Annotated in this window: 13 protein-coding genes; 4 read left to right on the top strand and 9 right to left on the bottom strand. The window is 35.5% G+C overall.

The features are described 5' to 3' along the window. The first annotated feature begins 240 nt into the window (after positions 1-240). Together NQ163_RS19995 and NQ163_RS19990 are read left to right on the top strand one after the other, a co-directional pair. Positions 241-1,281, top strand: a complete 1,041-nt coding sequence (locus NQ163_RS19995) for a hypothetical protein (protein ID WP_268192088.1) — start codon at positions 241-243, stop codon at positions 1,279-1,281. After that, positions 1,244-3,418 (top strand): hypothetical protein, encoded by a 2,175-nt coding sequence (locus tag NQ163_RS19990; RefSeq protein ID WP_268192087.1) that lies wholly within the window; start codon positions 1,244-1,246, stop codon positions 3,416-3,418. The genes NQ163_RS19995 and NQ163_RS19990 overlap by 38 nt, the downstream gene beginning before the upstream one ends. Positions 3,419-3,527: 109 nt before the next feature. Here the strand turns inward: NQ163_RS19990 and NQ163_RS19985 are convergent, their stop codons facing one another. The 8 genes from NQ163_RS19985 to proB form a co-directional block, all read right to left on the bottom strand. After that, a complete protein-coding gene (locus NQ163_RS19985; RefSeq protein WP_268192086.1) occupies positions 3,528-5,330 on the bottom strand; it encodes a MutS-related protein in 1,803 nt (600 codons plus the stop codon). 202 nt (positions 5,331-5,532) lie between these two features. Then, a complete protein-coding gene (locus NQ163_RS19980; protein WP_268192085.1) occupies positions 5,533-6,231 on the bottom strand; it encodes a hypothetical protein in 699 nt (232 codons plus the stop codon). Positions 6,232-6,363: 132 nt separating this feature from the next. Then, on the bottom strand, positions 6,364-7,155 hold the full coding sequence (locus tag NQ163_RS19975; RefSeq protein ID WP_268192084.1) for a hypothetical protein: 792 nt from the start codon (positions 7,153-7,155) through the stop codon (positions 6,364-6,366). A 69-nt stretch (positions 7,156-7,224) separates the two neighbouring features. After that, complete coding sequence (locus tag NQ163_RS19970; protein WP_268192083.1) at positions 7,225-8,025, bottom strand: HEAT repeat domain-containing protein; 801 nt, start codon at positions 8,023-8,025, stop codon at positions 7,225-7,227. An 11-nt stretch (positions 8,026-8,036) separates the two neighbouring features. Next, positions 8,037-8,579 (bottom strand): RNA polymerase sigma factor, encoded by a 543-nt coding sequence (locus NQ163_RS19965; protein ID WP_268192082.1) that lies wholly within the window; start codon positions 8,577-8,579, stop codon positions 8,037-8,039. A gap of 358 nt (positions 8,580-8,937) precedes the next feature. Next, positions 8,938-10,242 carry a cryptochrome/photolyase family protein gene (locus NQ163_RS19960; RefSeq protein ID WP_268192081.1) on the bottom strand — a complete coding sequence of 435 codons (1,305 nt, stop codon included), beginning with the start codon at positions 10,240-10,242 and terminating at the stop codon, positions 8,938-8,940. 114 nt (positions 10,243-10,356) lie between these two features. Further along, complete coding sequence (locus tag NQ163_RS19955; RefSeq protein ID WP_268192080.1) at positions 10,357-11,604, bottom strand: glutamate-5-semialdehyde dehydrogenase; 1,248 nt, start codon at positions 11,602-11,604, stop codon at positions 10,357-10,359. A 54-nt stretch (positions 11,605-11,658) separates the two neighbouring features. Next, positions 11,659-12,729 carry a glutamate 5-kinase gene (gene proB, locus NQ163_RS19950; RefSeq protein ID WP_268192079.1) on the bottom strand — a complete coding sequence of 357 codons (1,071 nt, stop codon included), beginning with the start codon at positions 12,727-12,729 and terminating at the stop codon, positions 11,659-11,661. A gap of 752 nt (positions 12,730-13,481) precedes the next feature. Between proB and NQ163_RS19945 the strand changes: the two genes are divergently transcribed. Continuing rightward, on the top strand, positions 13,482-15,512 hold the full coding sequence (locus NQ163_RS19945; protein ID WP_268192078.1) for a M3 family metallopeptidase: 2,031 nt from the start codon (positions 13,482-13,484) through the stop codon (positions 15,510-15,512). Between the two features lie 459 nt (positions 15,513-15,971). Here the strand turns inward: NQ163_RS19945 and NQ163_RS19940 are convergent, their stop codons facing one another. Next, a complete protein-coding gene (locus NQ163_RS19940; RefSeq protein ID WP_268192077.1) occupies positions 15,972-16,718 on the bottom strand; it encodes a hypothetical protein in 747 nt (248 codons plus the stop codon). Positions 16,719-16,869: 151 nt separating this feature from the next. On the opposite strand from NQ163_RS19940, the gene NQ163_RS19935 reads away from it, so the two are divergent. Beyond that, on the top strand, positions 16,870-17,120 hold a 251-nt coding region (locus tag NQ163_RS19935; RefSeq protein WP_268192076.1), incomplete at its 3' end, for a winged helix-turn-helix transcriptional regulator.

The following is a 17,120-nucleotide window of genomic DNA, read 5'->3' as shown; positions in this document are numbered from 1 at the left end:
GAGTAAAATACTTTTCAGAAGTTTAATAAGCCTGCTCTTGATATCCCCACTCAAAGTGGGGTTATCAATAATAGAATGTAGTGAAGATATTTATTGCTAAGCTCACTTCGAGAGAGGATACCAAATCATTTGAATTTGACATGAACACAAATGATTTATTGCTTGCAAATAAAATAATCTCTTGTAAAATACATTTAAAATAACTTTACCTTTGTGCAAAATAAACTTAAGAGTAGCAAAATGAGGTATTTTAAGATAAATCGTATTGTAACTGTTATACTGGTAATGGCCTTATTTGTTGGTTGCAATAAAAAGAAGATTACAAGCTCTTTTTATCATTGGGAGCAAATGCTTGATTTACAGGCTGACGAGGTGCAGCTTCTCAGTGATTTACATGTAACTGAATTGTATGTGCGAATTTTCGACTTAGATTACAAAGATAAAAGCAAAGCGCCTGCGTTTCTGTCAAGCATACATGTTAAAAGTAAATTGCCCGAAAAAACCAGCATTATACCATGTATTTTTATCACGAACCGTAGCTTTAAAAATATCGATTTTGTGATGGTTGATTCTTTGGCACACCGAACTGCTGCCCGGATCAAGTATATTGAAAATACGCAGGACATTGCATTTGGAGATGAAATTCAAATCGATTGTGACTGGACTCCGGGTACTCGTGCGCATTACTTTGCTTATTTGAAGCAATTAAAAAAATATTTGCCTCAGTTTGGTACAATTTCTGCAACCATTCGACTTCATCAGTTTAAGTATCCCAACAAAACAGGTATTCCACCAGTTGACAAGGGGAGTCTGATGGTTTATAATATGGGCGATTTTGAGGATAGTGAAGCAAGCAATGCCATTTATAGTAATGATATTTTAAAGCAATATCTGAAGGTAAAAGCTCCTTATCCATTGCATTTGGATGTTGCCATGCCAACATTTAGCTGGGCTTTGGTATTTCGATTTGGAAAGGCTGTTAAAATTATTCACCATCCCGATATTGAAAACCTCAATTCTGCGAAAGAGCATTTTACAAAGTTGAGTCAGAATAAATACAAAATCAATAAAAATGGCTACTGGCAGGGTTTGTATTTGTACGAAGGCGATGTGCTGAGAGTGGATCGAATTGATGCCAAAGAAATTGAGGAAGGCTTAAAGTTGATTCGAAACAATGAATATCTAAATCCGGACAAAGTAATTTATTATCACTTATTCAATAACATTAAACAATTATATACAGATGAAGATTTTAAAAGTTTTAATGCTGTTATTAATTAGCACAATCTTTTGTTTGCCTTCCAAAGCTTGCGGTGGTTGGGAGGAATACGAAACCTATTTTAGGTTATTTAAGCCAAAATATATGATTGCAGGACAGGAGTTTGCCTCAATCACCTTTAACGATGAGCCATGGTCGAATATTTCGGTGTGGTATCCGCAGCAGAATGAGCACGACGAAAATTTAAAACTTTGGAAAGCTTATTTCCCTGTATCTTTTGATGATCAGGAATTAAAGCAATTCATTTACAAACTTTCGGAGGATGATTTAAAAAAGGCCAGGAACAATCCAAGTCAGGCCAATAATGAAGTATTACAGTGGGTACTTGCCAATGATACCCAAATTTTTGATTATTTACTTTTTGCAAAAGAGTGTGAGCAGCATTGTAATCCGCGATTTGTTTATTATTGGGAGGAACAAAAGGAGAAAGATCTTACGGTTTATAACCAGGTAATTGCAAAGGGAAAGGCAATGTTTGAAAACAGTTCCAATTTATTCCTGAAAGAAAGATTAGGATTTCAATTGGTGAAGTTAATGCGTCATGCCGAGAAATATGATGAATGCCTTGCATTTTGGAACACCAAACTGGCAAAGAACGAAAAATCAATCATGTATTATTGGACCCTGGATCATATTGCAGGAGTGCAGATTATAAAAGGTTTGGCAGCTGAAGGTAGAAAAAACTTTATTGAAGTATTTTTGAATAGTCCTGGTAAAAGGTTTTCGAGTTATTGTAGTGTTAAAATTGATACCGACGAGGAATGGCATGAGCTATTAAATGCTTGTGATACAGATAAACAAAAAGAAAGCATGTACTTTATGAGAGCTTCGCAATTGGGTAGTGTTGCTCTTGCCGATATTGATTCTTTGTATCAGATTAATCCAAAATCGGAATATTTACCAATTTTAATTTGCAGGGAAATTAATAAAATAGAATCAATTTATTTGCAGAATAAAGAAGCTGAGAATGTCTTTTATCAGTTGTATTTCAACAAATCAAACATCAATCAAGAGTTAAGTGATTATCTACAAAAGTTTAATCGATTTTTATCTAAATGTATTGATGCAAAGCAAATTAAGAATGTTGATTTTTGGAGGATAAGTTATTTGTATACGAACTTTTTAATGCAAGATTTTGATGGCGTTAAAGAACAGATGGCTCTTCTTTCTAAAAACTTACCAGAGGCTTTTAAGAATCAGCTTGATATTATTGAGAACCTTTTGCTAATAACCGATAACAGCAAAAGTCCTATACAGCGACAAAACGAAATGAAGGCGACTTGGAATGTGGAAGTAAAAGATTTTGCTTATTTCTTCATGAGTCATCCATCCAACAAACTGCCATATCCGCTAAATGTAGATGAAAAAATGTATGATTTGCGTACCGAGCTGGATACGGAAAAATTGAAAGCTTTGGTCGATTTGGCAGAGAATCAGGATCAGTTAACTTGGTTTGCTGGTTATATTTTGAAAAATCACTTTAGTACAAATTCTGAATATTTAAAGGAAATGCTTGGAACATCTTACCTTGCAGATAATGAAAATGATTTGGCAGTAGGTGTTTTATCAGAACTGAGTGAAGAATACAAAGCAAGCAGCCAAACCTTTTATCTGTCTGCAAATCCGTTTAATTATTTAATTAACGATAGAGATGATGAATTGCTTAAACCTGTGAAATATAGTAAGCTAAAGCTGGCACAAACACTTTATGCAATAAACAAAGCAATAAAGGAAGAAAGAGCAACTGCCATGGATTATTATTTGTTGGGTAATGCCCAATACAATACATCTTATTTTGGTTACGCCTGGAATGCTAAGGCGTATTATTGGTCGGGAGGCTATTATACAGGTAGTTTTGATTGTACTGATGCTTATCAAAATTTCTTAAAGGCAGCAAAGATGTCGGATGATAAGGAGATGAAGGCAAAATGTTACTATTTGGCAGCCAAAGCCAATCAGAATATGTATTTAACAGATAATAGGGAAAACCATTATTGGAAAAGCGAACTTAAGGAAGCAGACATGAAAAATAGAGGATATCGGGATGAATTCTTAAAATTAAAAGAGGAATATAAGGACACAGAGTTTTATGAAAGAATTATTGAGGAGTGCAAATACTTTCAGTTTTACGTAAACTAGTAATTGATTTGGCAATTAGAAAATAAATAAAGCACATTAGCGATAATACAAAAAATCCGAACCAGTATGGTTCGGATTTTTTTGTGAATTGTTCATGATTAATTGCTAATTATTCATTGTTTATCAATTCCATTTCAATTCCCATTTTCTTCATTAAAATAGGGGCGTTAAAGGTTTTGCAAACACCGTTCTGAACTTTGTAATCGAAGTACAATTGTTCACCATCAATTTTAATGTCGAAGAACCTGTTCTCTACATGACCTGGCAATTCATCTTCCAATACCGACAATTCCAAATCGTGGGTGGCAACCAATCCTACTGCATTGTATTTCACCAATTGCTTGATTAAAGCAGCCGATCCTGTGTGTTTGTCTTTGGAATTGGTTCCTCTAAGGATTTCATCAAGTAAAAGCAATGCATTTTCTTTCTTGTTTACTTTATCTAATACCTGCTGAATTCTTTTCAGTTCGGCATAGAACGAGGATTCGTTTTCTTCAATAGAATCTTTAATTCGCATGGAAGTATTTACCTCAACATTTGAAACCAACATTTGCTTTGCACAAACCGGGGCGCCACTCAATGCAAGCACCACATTTACACCTATTGTACGCAAAAAGGTACTTTTTCCTGCCATATTCGACCCTGTAACAATGTGAACTACTCCAGGGCCTTTCATTTCATAATCGTTGCAAACACGCTTGCTTTCATCAATCATTGGATGACCGGCTTCTTTCATTTCCAGTCTAAAGTGATCCTCAACAATTGTTGGGAAAGTCCATTCCGGATGATTAAAGCTTAGGTTGCCCATGCTGCTTAAAGCTTCAATTTCACCAATGCTTTCAAACCAGCTTTCAATTTCATGTCCATACTTTGTTTTCCATTTGTCGATGCGGAAAAGCAAGTGCAATTCATAAAAGAAAAGAGCATTGAATAGGATTTGAACCAACATGTTGTATCGCTGATCAAGGAGCTCAATTAATTTTCCAAGTTTTCTAATTTTTTGGAAAGATTTAATATCATTACTCGCTAGCTTTTGTTTGATCTCATTCAATTTTTCCGATTGCCAGGCTTCAGATTCAAATTCTTCAATGATTTTTGCATAAATCTTAAGCATATCTGCACGTTTAGAGGTGCTGTTATGAGCAATGCCTACCTTCTTGAAGTTAAAGTAGTGAATTGCAATGCTAATCATCAGCAAAACCAAAATTGGAATCGAAGAACCTATCATTGCATAAATTAATGCCGGAAGCGACAGAAATGGTAAAATGGAGATGACAAGTAATAATTTTCTATTGCCATGAAAAGGGGATGGCATTTTTCCCCATTCACTTACAAAATCAGGATCATCGGTCTTTAGTTTTCGTTGTAAACCGTATTGTATGATATTCTGGCGCCAATCGATTTTATTGCTTAACTCTTGAATGGCTTTTTGTCTTTGGGCAATGGTTTCGTTGTCAGCTGGAGCAGATAAGTACGAGGACAAACAGTCATTTCCGCTCTTGCTTACGCAACGATTAATCAATTGGTAAATGGAGTGTTCACCAAACATGTCCAAATCGGAACTGTAAGGATGGTTATGTATTTCGTACTCCTTACCATTGTTATAGAGTTTACTATGCCTTGTTTCCAAACAATTCAATTCATTTTCATTGATTTCAATCAATTTCAGAAGCCTCTTGATGTTTTTCTCATTTCTGCTGTATTTGCGAACAAAATAGGCCAGCCCTCCAATTAGAATGGCAGCAACTAAAATAGCTGCAGGCATTGAATAGGGAAGAATGACATAAAAAAGAACAAAAGCTCCTACTGCACTAAACAATCTAATTGCTGAATATTTGCGGTTTGCTTTTTTTAACAGCTGAACTTCCTCTTTAAAATTCTGTATGCGTTTTGAATAAAAATCAAGATTCATAGGTGTAATTTTGCTTCTTTCTTAGGTTAATTGATTTTGAGAAGCTAAAACTACTAAATCTACGCTTACAATGAGTAATTATTGAATTTAAAAGAAGGCTTATTACAAACAAAAACCTTTGAGTTATAATTGTCTCAAAGGTTTAAGCTGTGTAAAAAAAGGGAATAACAAATCTTCGGTAAGAAGAAACCAAGTAGTTGTATTACTTGTCTTTTCGTAGAAAGATGTCACCACTTATCGTTTTTAGGAAAATTTCCTCTCCGCCACCATTTAATGATGTAGAGAATTTACCGTTGTGGTAATGCTTTAATTCTCCCATGTCTTTTGTATTCAAATCAAAATCGGTATACATTTCTCCGGTAATTGTATTCAAAACCAGATCTGCCTGTTGTTTGCTAGGTAGACTCAAGTCAATGAATCCACTAATGGTTTCTATCTCCATTTTGTTCTGTAAGCCAACAATGTTTATGTTACCACTAATGGTATTGATTGATAATCTGGCATCTCGAGGTAGTTTTACTTCAAAGAAAAGCTCCATGTCAATGGAATTGGTTGTAATGGTTTCTGTTTTCCCATCTTTGTTCTGTTCTCTCTGAATGATTGTGGTTCTGTGTAAATCTTCCATGTTTTCAATCTCCGATTCGATTTCGATGCCTTTAGAAAATGAATTTACATTAAATCGAAAAGCATCGTTGTCTTCATTTTCATTGATATTAACAGAAGCTTTAACATACACTTCGTTTTTATCCCAGGTCGAAATTTTAATGTCATCAGCAAATTTAAATTCCAAAGAGATTTTCTCATCTGATGAGATCTTTACAGACTTTTCAACAATCTTCTGTCCATTAGCAAACACTGTCCCCAATAAGAGCAATAATGTGATATAAATTGATTTTTTCATATTTCTGAGGTTTTGAAACTGTTAACAAAAGGGCACAAAAAAGGCTGCCAGGGGAAAAATGATTTTCTTAAGCATAACTCGTTACTTTGCAAGAGTTAGAATGAAACAAGGATCCGAAGCAGCCTGTTGGCTCTATTTTTTTCTAAGGTAAATGTTGTTGTTGATGGTTTTTACTTTAAAGTTTACACCACCACCATTAATTTGGGCTTTAATTTTATTGCCACCACCAACATACGAAAGACCTTTCTTTTCTTTTGCATCAAATTTAATGTCAAAATCGGTATAGAATTCTCCATTTATTGTTCCTAACTCAATGTTAGCAGGAGTGTCGGATGGCATGGTAATATCAACATTACCATTGATAGCTGAAATGGATACAGGGCTTTTTTGATCTAGCTTGCTAAAGACAATATCCACACTTCCGTTAATTAAATCAAGGATTACAGGACCTGTAACTTTATCAAGTTTGACACTTGGCATTAAGGTGTTGATTTCAATTTCTGAACTGAAGTTACGAACTACAATTGGATTTGAAGAAGCAAAAGGGCTTTTGCAATCAATTTTCAAACTCACACCTTTGGGAATTTTAAAATAGTAGTTCTTGTTTTTGGTCTCTCTACCCAATCCTGTTAAAGTAATGGTTTTTCCTTCTTTGTCTGAATTAATGCCAAGATTGGTATTGTCCTCTAATCCACTACCGTAAATTGGTTTTAGACCTTTGGCTCTTGCCGGAATTCTTTTTTCATAGTTGGTTTCGATACTAATACCATTGCCATCATATTCCTCTACTTTAATAGTACCCAGAACATTGGTAATACACACCTGATCACCAGGTCTAACATCAAAACTTTGTTTTTGTGCTTTTAGAGTCGTTACTCCGCTTAGTAGAAAGCAGGTAATAAGAATTTTATTGAGTGTATTCATAACTTTTGATACTTTTTTGGATTTGTAATTAATTGTGCGGCCGGCTATTGTTGTGTATTATTTAATTTTTTAGATAAAAACTTTAATTCCTTCTCTTGCCAGTTCTTTTACAACAGGCAGGTTGTTTTCTTCATTCAAAATATCCTGTAACAGATCTTTTGCACGTTCATCTTGCAGGTTAACTAAAATATTGATTAGAGTTATCTGTAAGGAAGGTTCTTTTTGATTTTTTAAGGCTTCCAGAAAGGCGTTTTTCACTAATGGATCATTTGAAAACTTTACCAGAGCATTTGCTGCAGCCATTCTAACATTTACATTGGCATCACTTTGCAGTGTTTGTACAAGAGTCGATAATACCTTATCATCGGCTTGCGAATGTTCTTCAAGTAGATTGACAGCTTTAAGTCTTTGACTACTGGTTGGTTGCTTCAAAGTAGCCATCGTTAAATTTTGCTTCATGTTATGCAAGTCCGATTGCAAACTTGCAATCATCATGCTTTGATCATTGGTAGAGGGTAAGTTTTTACCCAATAAAAACCCAAGTCCGAAAATGATAAGAATAGCTGCTGCATACTTCAGGAATTCACCAAACTTATAATGGTTTTCTTTTTGATCCGTAAATTGAATCGATTCCTGTCGCTGATTTTCTTTCTCCTCTTCTAATAATTGGTTGAAATTCATACTTAAATTAGCGCTTGGCTGTTCATCTTCAATATCATTTATGGTATGCAAAAATTGTTTGGTAAGTTGGTATTCATTCCTGCAATTTTCACAAGAGATAAGATGGTTTTCAACTTCATTGGCCTGTTCCTGATTCAAATTGTTTTCTAAATATTCTATCAGAAGGTCTTGTATGTATTTGCAATTCATTCTTGTTTAATTTAAGCCAGTTTAAAATAAAGTTCTCTTAGCTTGTTGATTGCCCTGTGGGCTTTTACTTTCACGGCTGTTTCGCTTAGGCCTGTTATTTCGGCTATTTCACGGTATTTTAAACCTTGAAATCGACTGAGCTCTATGATCTCTTTTTGATCTGTTTGTAGTCCGTCCATCGCCTCATATAAGATTCTCTTTCTGGATTCCTTTTCCATTTCTTCTATGGCCGAATCGGTTTCATATTCTATTTTTTCAGGTTCACTAAAGTCTGAAATCACCAATTTATTGTCCCGATAATAATTTGCATGAACATTTCTTGCAATCTGATACATCCACGATCGGAATTTGTGTTCTTCATTATAAGTCTTTCGATAGGTCAATATTCTTCTAAATACCGACTGTACAAGGTCTTCACTAATGGATTGATTTTTTGTCAATCGCAGAAAGAAATTATAAAGTCTTAAGTGGTATTTATCGAACAAAGGTGATAATGCATTTAACTCACCAGATCTTACCAAAATCATTAATTGTTCGTCATCTTTTTTCTTCACAATAAAATTAATTGCTAGCGTGTTTTGTTCTTTCTTCTGTATTGGTTACCCGGGAATATGGGAATGGTTACAAGGCAAGTTAAAATTTTCTTGTAAAAAATTATGAACGTAGGTATAATTAACTTCATAAAAGTTTGATTATTTATGAAATAGGATAGTGTACTTAGTAGGTATTACTGTTAATACCTAAATATCTAAAATGGAATCGTCATGAAGTTCTGTAGTGTGTATTAATATTGGGAAGCGCAATGAGAAGTTTTGCAGGCGTAGCCATCGCTAGGGTGAAAAACTTTGAAATGAGAACGCAATAGTGGTGTGCAATACAGGACTGTAATAGATTTTCATTTTAGATTTTTAGCTAATATGTATTGATTGCTTTTTTATATGTCTCCAGAACTCTATTTCTCGCAAATTTGTGATCGATCATAGGTTTAGGGTAGGAATCCGTACCCAATTCAGGAACCCATTTTTTAATGTACTCAAAATTGGGATCGAATTTCTTTTGTTGCTCAATGGGATTAAAAACTCTGAAATAGGGAGCTGCATCACAGCCGCATCCGGCTACCCATTGCCAATTGCCATTATTGGCTGCCTGATCGTAATCGAGCAAATGATTGGCAAAATAGGCTTCACCCCAACGCCAATCGATTAAAAGATCTTTAACCAGAAAGCTGGCAACAATCATTCTTACTCGGTTGTGCATGTTGCCTGTGGCTTTTAATTCTCTCATGCCGGCATCCACAATCGGAAAGCCTGTTTTGCCATTTGTCCATAGTTCAAACTCTTCCTCATTATTCAACCACTGAATATTGTTGTAAGCCGGTTTAAAGCATTCGCTTTCAACTTTTGGAAAATTGACTAAGATCTGCATGAAAAATTCTCGCCAGATAAGCTCATTTAAAAATTGATCATCACCTTTTAATGCTTCTTGTACTGCCTGGCGAACACTAATGGTTCCAAAACGAAGATGAATACCCAGGTTTGAAGTGGCCTTTAAGGCAGGAAAATTTCTACGAGCGTCATAATTGTTGAGCATATCTGCAGATAGATTAATGGCAGGGATCTTTATAGAAGATGCACCAAAACCAATCTCAGATAAAGATGGGATTTCCTTGTACTCAACTTGTGCAATATTCGAAGAGTTTAGTTCATAGGAATAGGGTAGATGCTCCTTCGAATTGAACTCAGAACGCCATTTCTTCATGTAAGGAGTATAAACTGTATAGGTTTTTCCATCTTTTTTTAGGATTTCTTGCTCTTCAAAGATGACCTGGTCCTTAAAAAGTTGAAATTCTATTTGTTGAGATTCACAAATAGCTTTGCAGTTCATGTCTCTGGATATAGCGAACGGCTCGTAATCCTTATTTGCATAGATATTCGCTATTGGATAGTCATTAATTACCTGTAATAGGCATTCCTGCGCCAGCCCATGTTTTACAATTAGGGAAGAGCCAAATTGTGAAAGTTGCTGGTTGATTTTTTGAAGTTCGGTATGAATAAAATGTACCCGGGCATCACTTCTATTCTCAATTTGATCTAATATTTCAGTATCGAAATTGAAGTAGAACAGGAGTTTGTTTTCCGATTGTAAGGCATGATATATTGCTGCATTATCATGCAATCTCAGGTCTCTTCTAAGCCAAATTAGAGTGTATTTATCCATTATCTTGTTTTATTGTTTTTTCTTAATACAATATAAGCCAGAAAATGTTTAATGATAAAGATAAAAAGGACAAAAAAAGCCCGAATGAAATGCAGATCATTCGGGCATGAGAATTTAAGTTCTTGTTTGTCCGTTGCCGGTAATTATCCATTTGTAAGAGCACAATTCTTCCAAAGCCATTGGTCCCCTGGCATGAAGTTTCTGTGTGCTGATGCCAATTTCAGCTCCTAGTCCAAATTGTGCACCATCGGTAAAAGCAGTTGAAGTGTTGGAATAAATGGCTGCGGCATCAACCATTGAGTAAAAGGCTTTTATGGTTTCTTTGTTCTCGCTGATTATAGCCTCGCTATGTTTTGAACTGTACTTGTATATGTGATTAAGGGCCGATTCAAAATCCTTTACTGTTTTGATTGACATTTTGTGACTTAGGTATTCCGTGCCATAGGAATCTTCACCTGCTTGGTGTAAAAGCTGATCCTTATATGAGCCTTTCAGAATGTCAAAGGATTCCTGATCTGCATAGATTTCTACATTTTTATCTTTTAACTGATTTACAAGCTCCGGAAGATCATTAATTCTATCGGAATGAATAATGAGACAGTCAAGGGCATTACAAACGCTTACACGTCTTGTTTTGGCGTTGTAAATAATGTTTTTCCCTTTTTCAAGCTCTCCATCTTTGTCAAAATAGGTGTGAACGATACCAGCTCCGGTTTCAATTACCGGAATTTTTGAATTTTCACGAACCGAGTTGATTAAATTCTGTGATCCGCGTGGGATCAGAACATCTACAAATCCTTGTGCATTCATTAACTCTACTGCCGCTTCTCGTTCAGGCAATAGAAGCTGAACAATTTCAGGATCGACCTTTTCTTCTTCCAATGTGTTTTTAATGATATTCACCAGGGCTTGGTTCGAGAACATGGCGTCGCTTCCGCCTTTTAAAACACAGGCATTTCCCGATTTTAAACAAAGTGCAAAAACATCAATGCTTACATTTGGCCTGGCTTCATAAATAACGCCAACAATGCCCAATGCCACGCTTATCTTTTCAATCAGCAAACCATTCTCGAGCCTTTTTGCTGATAGTGTACGTCCCAATGGGGAATCTAATCCGGCAACATTTTCAACATCGCCTGCAATGCCAATTATTCTCTCACGATTCAGTAATAAGCGATCATACTTTGGATCGTAAGTAGACATACGATCCAAATCCTTTTGGTTTGCTTCCAAAATTTTTGCGCTGGAATCAACGATTGCTTTGGATAGTTTCAATAGAATCTTATCGATCTTTTGGGCTGATAAAAGAGGCATTTTTCGGGATGCTTCTTTGATTTTATGGAATTGTTCTATGGTATTCATTGTATTTAAATTTAAAAGTAAAATAATATGGTATAATTGTCTTTATTTCAATTGTTAATATAGAAATAAATAATCATAGTGAACCAATGGTCTTGCTCCACTTTTACCCATATGAAGTTCTGCTTTGGCTTTGCTGTAGGAGGTTTTTCCCAATCCTAAAACTTGGCCTTTATCATTCATGATTTTTACAATATCTCCTTTTTCAAAACTTCCTTTAATATCGCTTACACCAATAGGTAGCAAACTTGTAGCATTGTTTGAATTTAATGCCTCTTCAGCTCCCTGGTTAATAATTACCTGTGCTTTTTCGAACCCATCAGATCCGGCAAGCCATTGCTTTACTGTCGATGCTTTTTTATAAGCTATAAATTCGGTGTGATCCACATTTTCATGATCTGCAATTAAATCCAAAACAATATTATCCCTTGAACCATTGGCAATGTGCACAGGTATTCCTGATTTGGCTATTCTTCCGGCAATACTGCATTTTGTAAGCATTCCACCACGTCCGAAATTGGATTTTTTGGTTGTGATGTACTGCTTTAATCGGTTGATATCACCATTAATGGTTCTTAGCAATTTTGCGTTTGGATCTTCTGGATTTCCTGTATAAATTCCATTAATATTGCTTAACAGGTAAAGTGCTTTGCAGTCCATCATCGATGCGATAAGACCGGAAAGCTCATCGTTATCGGTAAACATTAGAGCGGTAACCGAAACCGCATCATTTTCATTGATTACCGGCAAGATATCATTGGACAGGAGGGAACTGATGCAATTTTTCATGTTCAGATAATGTTCCCTGGTCCTAAAATCCTGCTTTGTTACCAATACCTGGGCACATTGTAGCTTGTGCTCCTTTAAGTATTTCGAATAAATATTTAACAATTCAACTTGCCCAACCGATGACCAAACCTGGCGAGCTGATATGGTATCTGTTTTTTGATTCAGGTTGATTTTACTTCTACCAACGGCTACAGCACCTGATGATACAAGAATGCACTGATATCCTGACTTTTTTAATTCTGATATCTGAAATACAAGGTTTTTAATTCTCTGTTTGTCGATTTGGCCCGTGCTTTTGGTAAGTACGTTTGAGCCTATTTTGATGCAAATTCGCTTCATGATTTTGATTTTCTATGGTGTACGCAACTACATCTTGCTGCTCAAATATTGGTGCAAGATGCGAATGAGGGTATTGCATTTTTTTCTAATTTGTATAATGCAATAAATGATTGTATGCTTGGCAAATAGTATTTTACTGCTTAAAGCAATACTTTAATACCGATTATTAATTAGTAATGCCTTTTGTTCGTGTTACTCCAAACGGCTAACTAATTATATATCGGCATTTTAATATTTCACAGTTTCGCTTACGCACTCCCGATAGTTATCGGGACTGAAATTTAAAAGGTATAATTAGTAAGAAATTATCGTACCCATATGGGAAAGCGAAAAGTATTGAGTGATTTAGGGAAATGAGGGGCAATGAAAGAGTTGGATGTACCATAGTGTGATACAATCAAATCGTTTTTTTTGTGTAATAATTTTAAGTCTTTCATAACGGAATACATTTGGTTATTAAGTTTCCCCCTTAATAAAACCAAGTCAAATATAAACATTCTTTTTGAATTTAAATCATTGCAAATTAGAATATTGGGAATGTGTAGTTTATCGAAAAGCTTTTCGAAATTCTGATTTGAATTGAAAAGATATTATACTTTTTTTGTGTAATGTATAGGAAATCAGTAAGGTGTGGCATAGTTGTGTGAGAAATTATAATCTTTGTTAAAATTTTTCAAATTAGATTTTTTCAGACCTGATTTTGTATGTTCAATTCTTATCTTTGTTTGAGAAATTATAAATCAAGATATACTATGAGTAAAAATCCTTTATTAGAAGAATTTTCAACACCATACAAATCTGTTCCATTCGATAAAATTGAATTGGAGCATTACATGCCAGCCTTTAAGCAAAGTATCGAAAATGCCAGAACTGAAATTGATGAGATAGCCAATTCTACAGAAGAACCAACTTTTAAGAATACCATTGAGGGCCTTGAATATTCGGGGCAGCAACTGGATAGAATAGGCTCGGTTTTCTTCAATTTAAATCATGCGCACACCAATGATGAAATGCAGGCTATGGCGCGTGAAATATCGCCTATGCTTACCGAATTCTCAAATGATATTATCATGAATGAGAAACTCTTTAAAAGAGTGAAGCAGGTGTACGAAAAAAGAGATGAGTTTGATTTAAATGTAGAACAAACCAAACTTTTAACAGACAGATACAAGTCTTTTGTTAGATCTGGTGCTGATTTGGATGAAGAGAAGAAAGGGAAAATCAGAGAAATCTCGAAAGAACTTTCAAAATTAACCTTGCAGTTTGGCGAGAATGTTTTGGCTGCAACCAACAATTTTGAACTTCATTTAACCAACAAAGAAGATGTTGCAGGCCTGCCTGAAGGAATACTTGAAGCTGCATCGGCTTTAGCCAAGGAAAAAGAGAAGGATGGATGGATCTTTAACCTTCAATTTCCTAGCTATGTTCCTTTTATGCAATACGCCGATAAACGCGAATTGCGTGAGAAAATGTTCAAGGCCTATTCTTCGCGATGTTTCAACGATAAATTCGATAATCAAAAGATCATACATCGCATTGTGGAATTGCGTTTGGCAAAGGTTCACCTCTTAGGTTACGAAACCTATTCGGATTACGTGTTGGAGGAAAGAATGGCAAAATCGGCAGACAATGTAATTAAATTCTTAAATGAACTTTTGGATGCATCAATGCCAAAAGCGCAAGAGGAATTTAAGGAGTTGCAAGAGTATGCAAAATCGCTTGGCGCAGATTTCGATTTACAAAGATGGGATTGGGCCTACTATGCTGAAAAGCTAAAGACCGAAAAATTCGATATCAACGATGAGATTACACGCCCTTACTTCGAGTTGGAGAGGGTGAAAAAGGGAATTTTCGATTTGGCTACCAAATTGTATGACATTCAGTTCAAGTTGAACACAGATATTGCTAAATATCACGAAGAAGTGGATGTATACGAAGTACTAGACTCTGAAGGAAACTTTTTATCCTTGTTCTATGCCGATTTCCATCCGAGAAGTACCAAGCAAGGTGGGGCCTGGATGACTTCCTTTGTAGATCAGTACAAGCAGGAAAATAAGGATTACCGTCCGCATATTTCCATTGTATGTAACTTTACCCGTCCGACCGAAACCAAGCCATCTTTGTTGACTTTTAACGAGGTAACCACTTTCTTGCACGAGTTTGGTCATGCATTGCACGGTATGCTTTCTAAATGTACTTACAGTGCTTTGTCGGGAACCAATGTGTATCGCGATTTTGTGGAGTTGCCATCGCAGTTTATGGAGAACTTTGCTTTCCGTAAAGAATGGCTGGACGAAGTGGCAGCGCACTATGAAACAGGAGAAAAGATCCCTCAGGAACTGATTCAGAAAATTATTGACAGCAGTAATTTCTTAAGCGGATATGGTTTTGTTCGTCAGATAAGCTTTGGTTTAAATGATATGGCTTGGCACAGTGTTAATGAGCCGATTACGAATCCGGTAGGAGAGTTCGAAGACCAGGCAATGGCATCAACTGAACTCTTCTCTAAGGTGAACGGAAGCTGTATGAGTACCTCATTCTCACACATTTTTGCAGGCGGTTATGCTGCCGGATACTACGGTTACAAATGGGCCGAAGTTTTGGATGCTGATGCTTTTGAGGCATTTAAAGAGAATGGCATTTACGACAAGGCAACTGCCAATGCTTTCCGTGAGAATGTCCTGGAAAAGGGCGGAAGCGATCATCCTATGAATTTGTACCTGAAATTCCGCGGAAAAGAACCATCGGTTGATCCTCTTTTGAAACGCAGTGGTTTAAAATAAACTGAAGATCTACTTTAAAAAGAATAGTAATATCGCTGTCTCAACCGGGACAGCGATTTTTTTGTGCTTTCTACGCACTTTTATGCACTCCTTACACAAGGGAAGGGTTTCCTGCGGGATATAAATAAACATATTGTTTGTTTTTTCGATAAGCATAGGTAATATTTGATTGTCTTTTAAAATATTATAATATCTTTTAGAAAATAATATTGCCTTTTCATAAATACTTAGATATTTTCAAAATTTTATAAGCCTTTTTAAGTAATGTGTAACCTTTTTAGAAAAGGGAATGAAATCTATAAAAAGAGATTGTAGATAGGTAAAATATAATGCATTTATCGAAAGTGAAATCATTAATTAAAAAAGATAATAGACTTTTTAAATATGCATTCTATATACATCAATGTTCTGTGCAGAATGTCCAATGTTCATGTTTAAATTAAGAAGGAATGGCATTTTTTAAGGAAGGACAGGCTTATTTGTGCGATGCTCGGCGTTTTTCTTCAAATAATAGGCAAGCATGTATCCGCGCAAGCGTTTTTTATTGTCGCGAAATACAAATTTTCCTGCATCACGAATTTCATCGATACACAGCTTTAGGTAGGTGTAGGTTTTATCGCGAAAAACTTTGTTTTCATGTACGAGTAGTTTATTGCCTTTGAATTTTGCGGATAAGGGTCCTAATTGGGAACTTAATTCGTCGGCTTTATCTAATAGTGTGAAATTAAAGGAGACTTTTTTCAATAATTCCTTATTAGCATGACCTATTACAGCAAGGTTAGAAAGGTTTTGAATCAGAGCATGATGTCTATCATTTTTTCGTGCATTTTTAACCTTTTTAGATAAGTTATGGTCATTTCTAAAGGCATAACCAAAATAATGCAGTAGTTCTCTCATCAAATCTTTCCCAGTCTGTAATTCCTTTTTCCAGCTTTTATCAAGCTCCGATTGGGTCTCTTTGTAATGAATCCATTTGGTTTGCACCTTTCTGCAGATATCAATTCTTACTCCCAATTCATTAATATGCTGCTGGTTTATTCCAACTTTAGCGAGCTCTTTCAAATCATCTTTTGCCCAGAGTACCAAATTTTCGGCATCCTGCAAGTAGGTATCAATGGGTATTGTAGGCTCAATAATATTCTCTATGCTAATTGATTCGATTGCATTTAAAGCATTTTCGGGAATAGGAAGTTCTGCAATGTTCATTCTGACTTGATTTTTTATTGATAGATTAAATTTAGCAGAAACTTATTATAATATGGCATTTAAGCTGACTTAATTTTCGAATTAGGAAAGAATGAAAAGTAAGATTTTAATCGAACTCAGTTTATTATCTTTGTTTCAAAATTAAATGAAGATGACCAAAGATTGTAGCAATTCAAAAATCATTAATTACGAGGGGAAGAAGTTTGTTTGTTCTCTGGCCTTTACCTTACAATTGATAGGTGATAAGTACAAATCGCTTATTTTGTTTCACTTGAAAGATGGTGAAATGCGTTCAGGCGAATTACAAAAAAGCATTCATGGCATCTCGAACCGAATGTTTACCTTCTCGATAAGGGCTTTGGAGCGTGATGGTTTGGTAAGTAGGGAGGTTTACCCTGAAGT

Source organism: Marinifilum sp. D737, assembly GCF_026672275.1.
Lineage (GTDB): Bacteria > Bacteroidota > Bacteroidia > Bacteroidales > Marinifilaceae > Marinifilum.
Note: the sequence above shows the minus strand (reverse complement) of the source record. Positions and strands in the feature narration are given on the sequence as shown.

Excerpts from the sequence above, each read along its gene's own strand:
- NQ163_RS19990 (WP_268192087.1), top strand. The coding sequence starts at position 1,244 with ATGAAGATTTTAAAAGTTTTAATGCTGTTATTAATTAGCACAATCTTT.
- NQ163_RS19955 (WP_268192080.1), bottom strand. The coding sequence starts at position 11,604 with ATGAATACCATAGAACAATTCCATAAAATCAAAGAAGCATCCCGAAAA.
- NQ163_RS19980 (WP_268192085.1), bottom strand. The coding sequence starts at position 6,231 with ATGAAAAAATCAATTTATATCACATTATTGCTCTTATTGGGGACAGTG.
- NQ163_RS19995 (WP_268192088.1), top strand. The coding sequence starts at position 241 with ATGAGGTATTTTAAGATAAATCGTATTGTAACTGTTATACTGGTAATG.
- NQ163_RS19985 (WP_268192086.1), bottom strand. The coding sequence starts at position 5,330 with ATGAATCTTGATTTTTATTCAAAACGCATACAGAATTTTAAAGAGGAA.
- NQ163_RS19970 (WP_268192083.1), bottom strand. The coding sequence starts at position 8,025 with ATGAATTGCAAATACATACAAGACCTTCTGATAGAATATTTAGAAAAC.
- NQ163_RS19960 (WP_268192081.1), bottom strand. The coding sequence starts at position 10,242 with ATGGATAAATACACTCTAATTTGGCTTAGAAGAGACCTGAGATTGCAT.
- NQ163_RS19940 (WP_268192077.1), bottom strand. The coding sequence starts at position 16,718 with ATGAACATTGCAGAACTTCCTATTCCCGAAAATGCTTTAAATGCAATC.
- NQ163_RS19975 (WP_268192084.1), bottom strand. The coding sequence starts at position 7,155 with ATGAATACACTCAATAAAATTCTTATTACCTGCTTTCTACTAAGCGGA.
- proB (WP_268192079.1), bottom strand. The coding sequence starts at position 12,729 with ATGAAGCGAATTTGCATCAAAATAGGCTCAAACGTACTTACCAAAAGC.
- NQ163_RS19945 (WP_268192078.1), top strand. The coding sequence starts at position 13,482 with ATGAGTAAAAATCCTTTATTAGAAGAATTTTCAACACCATACAAATCT.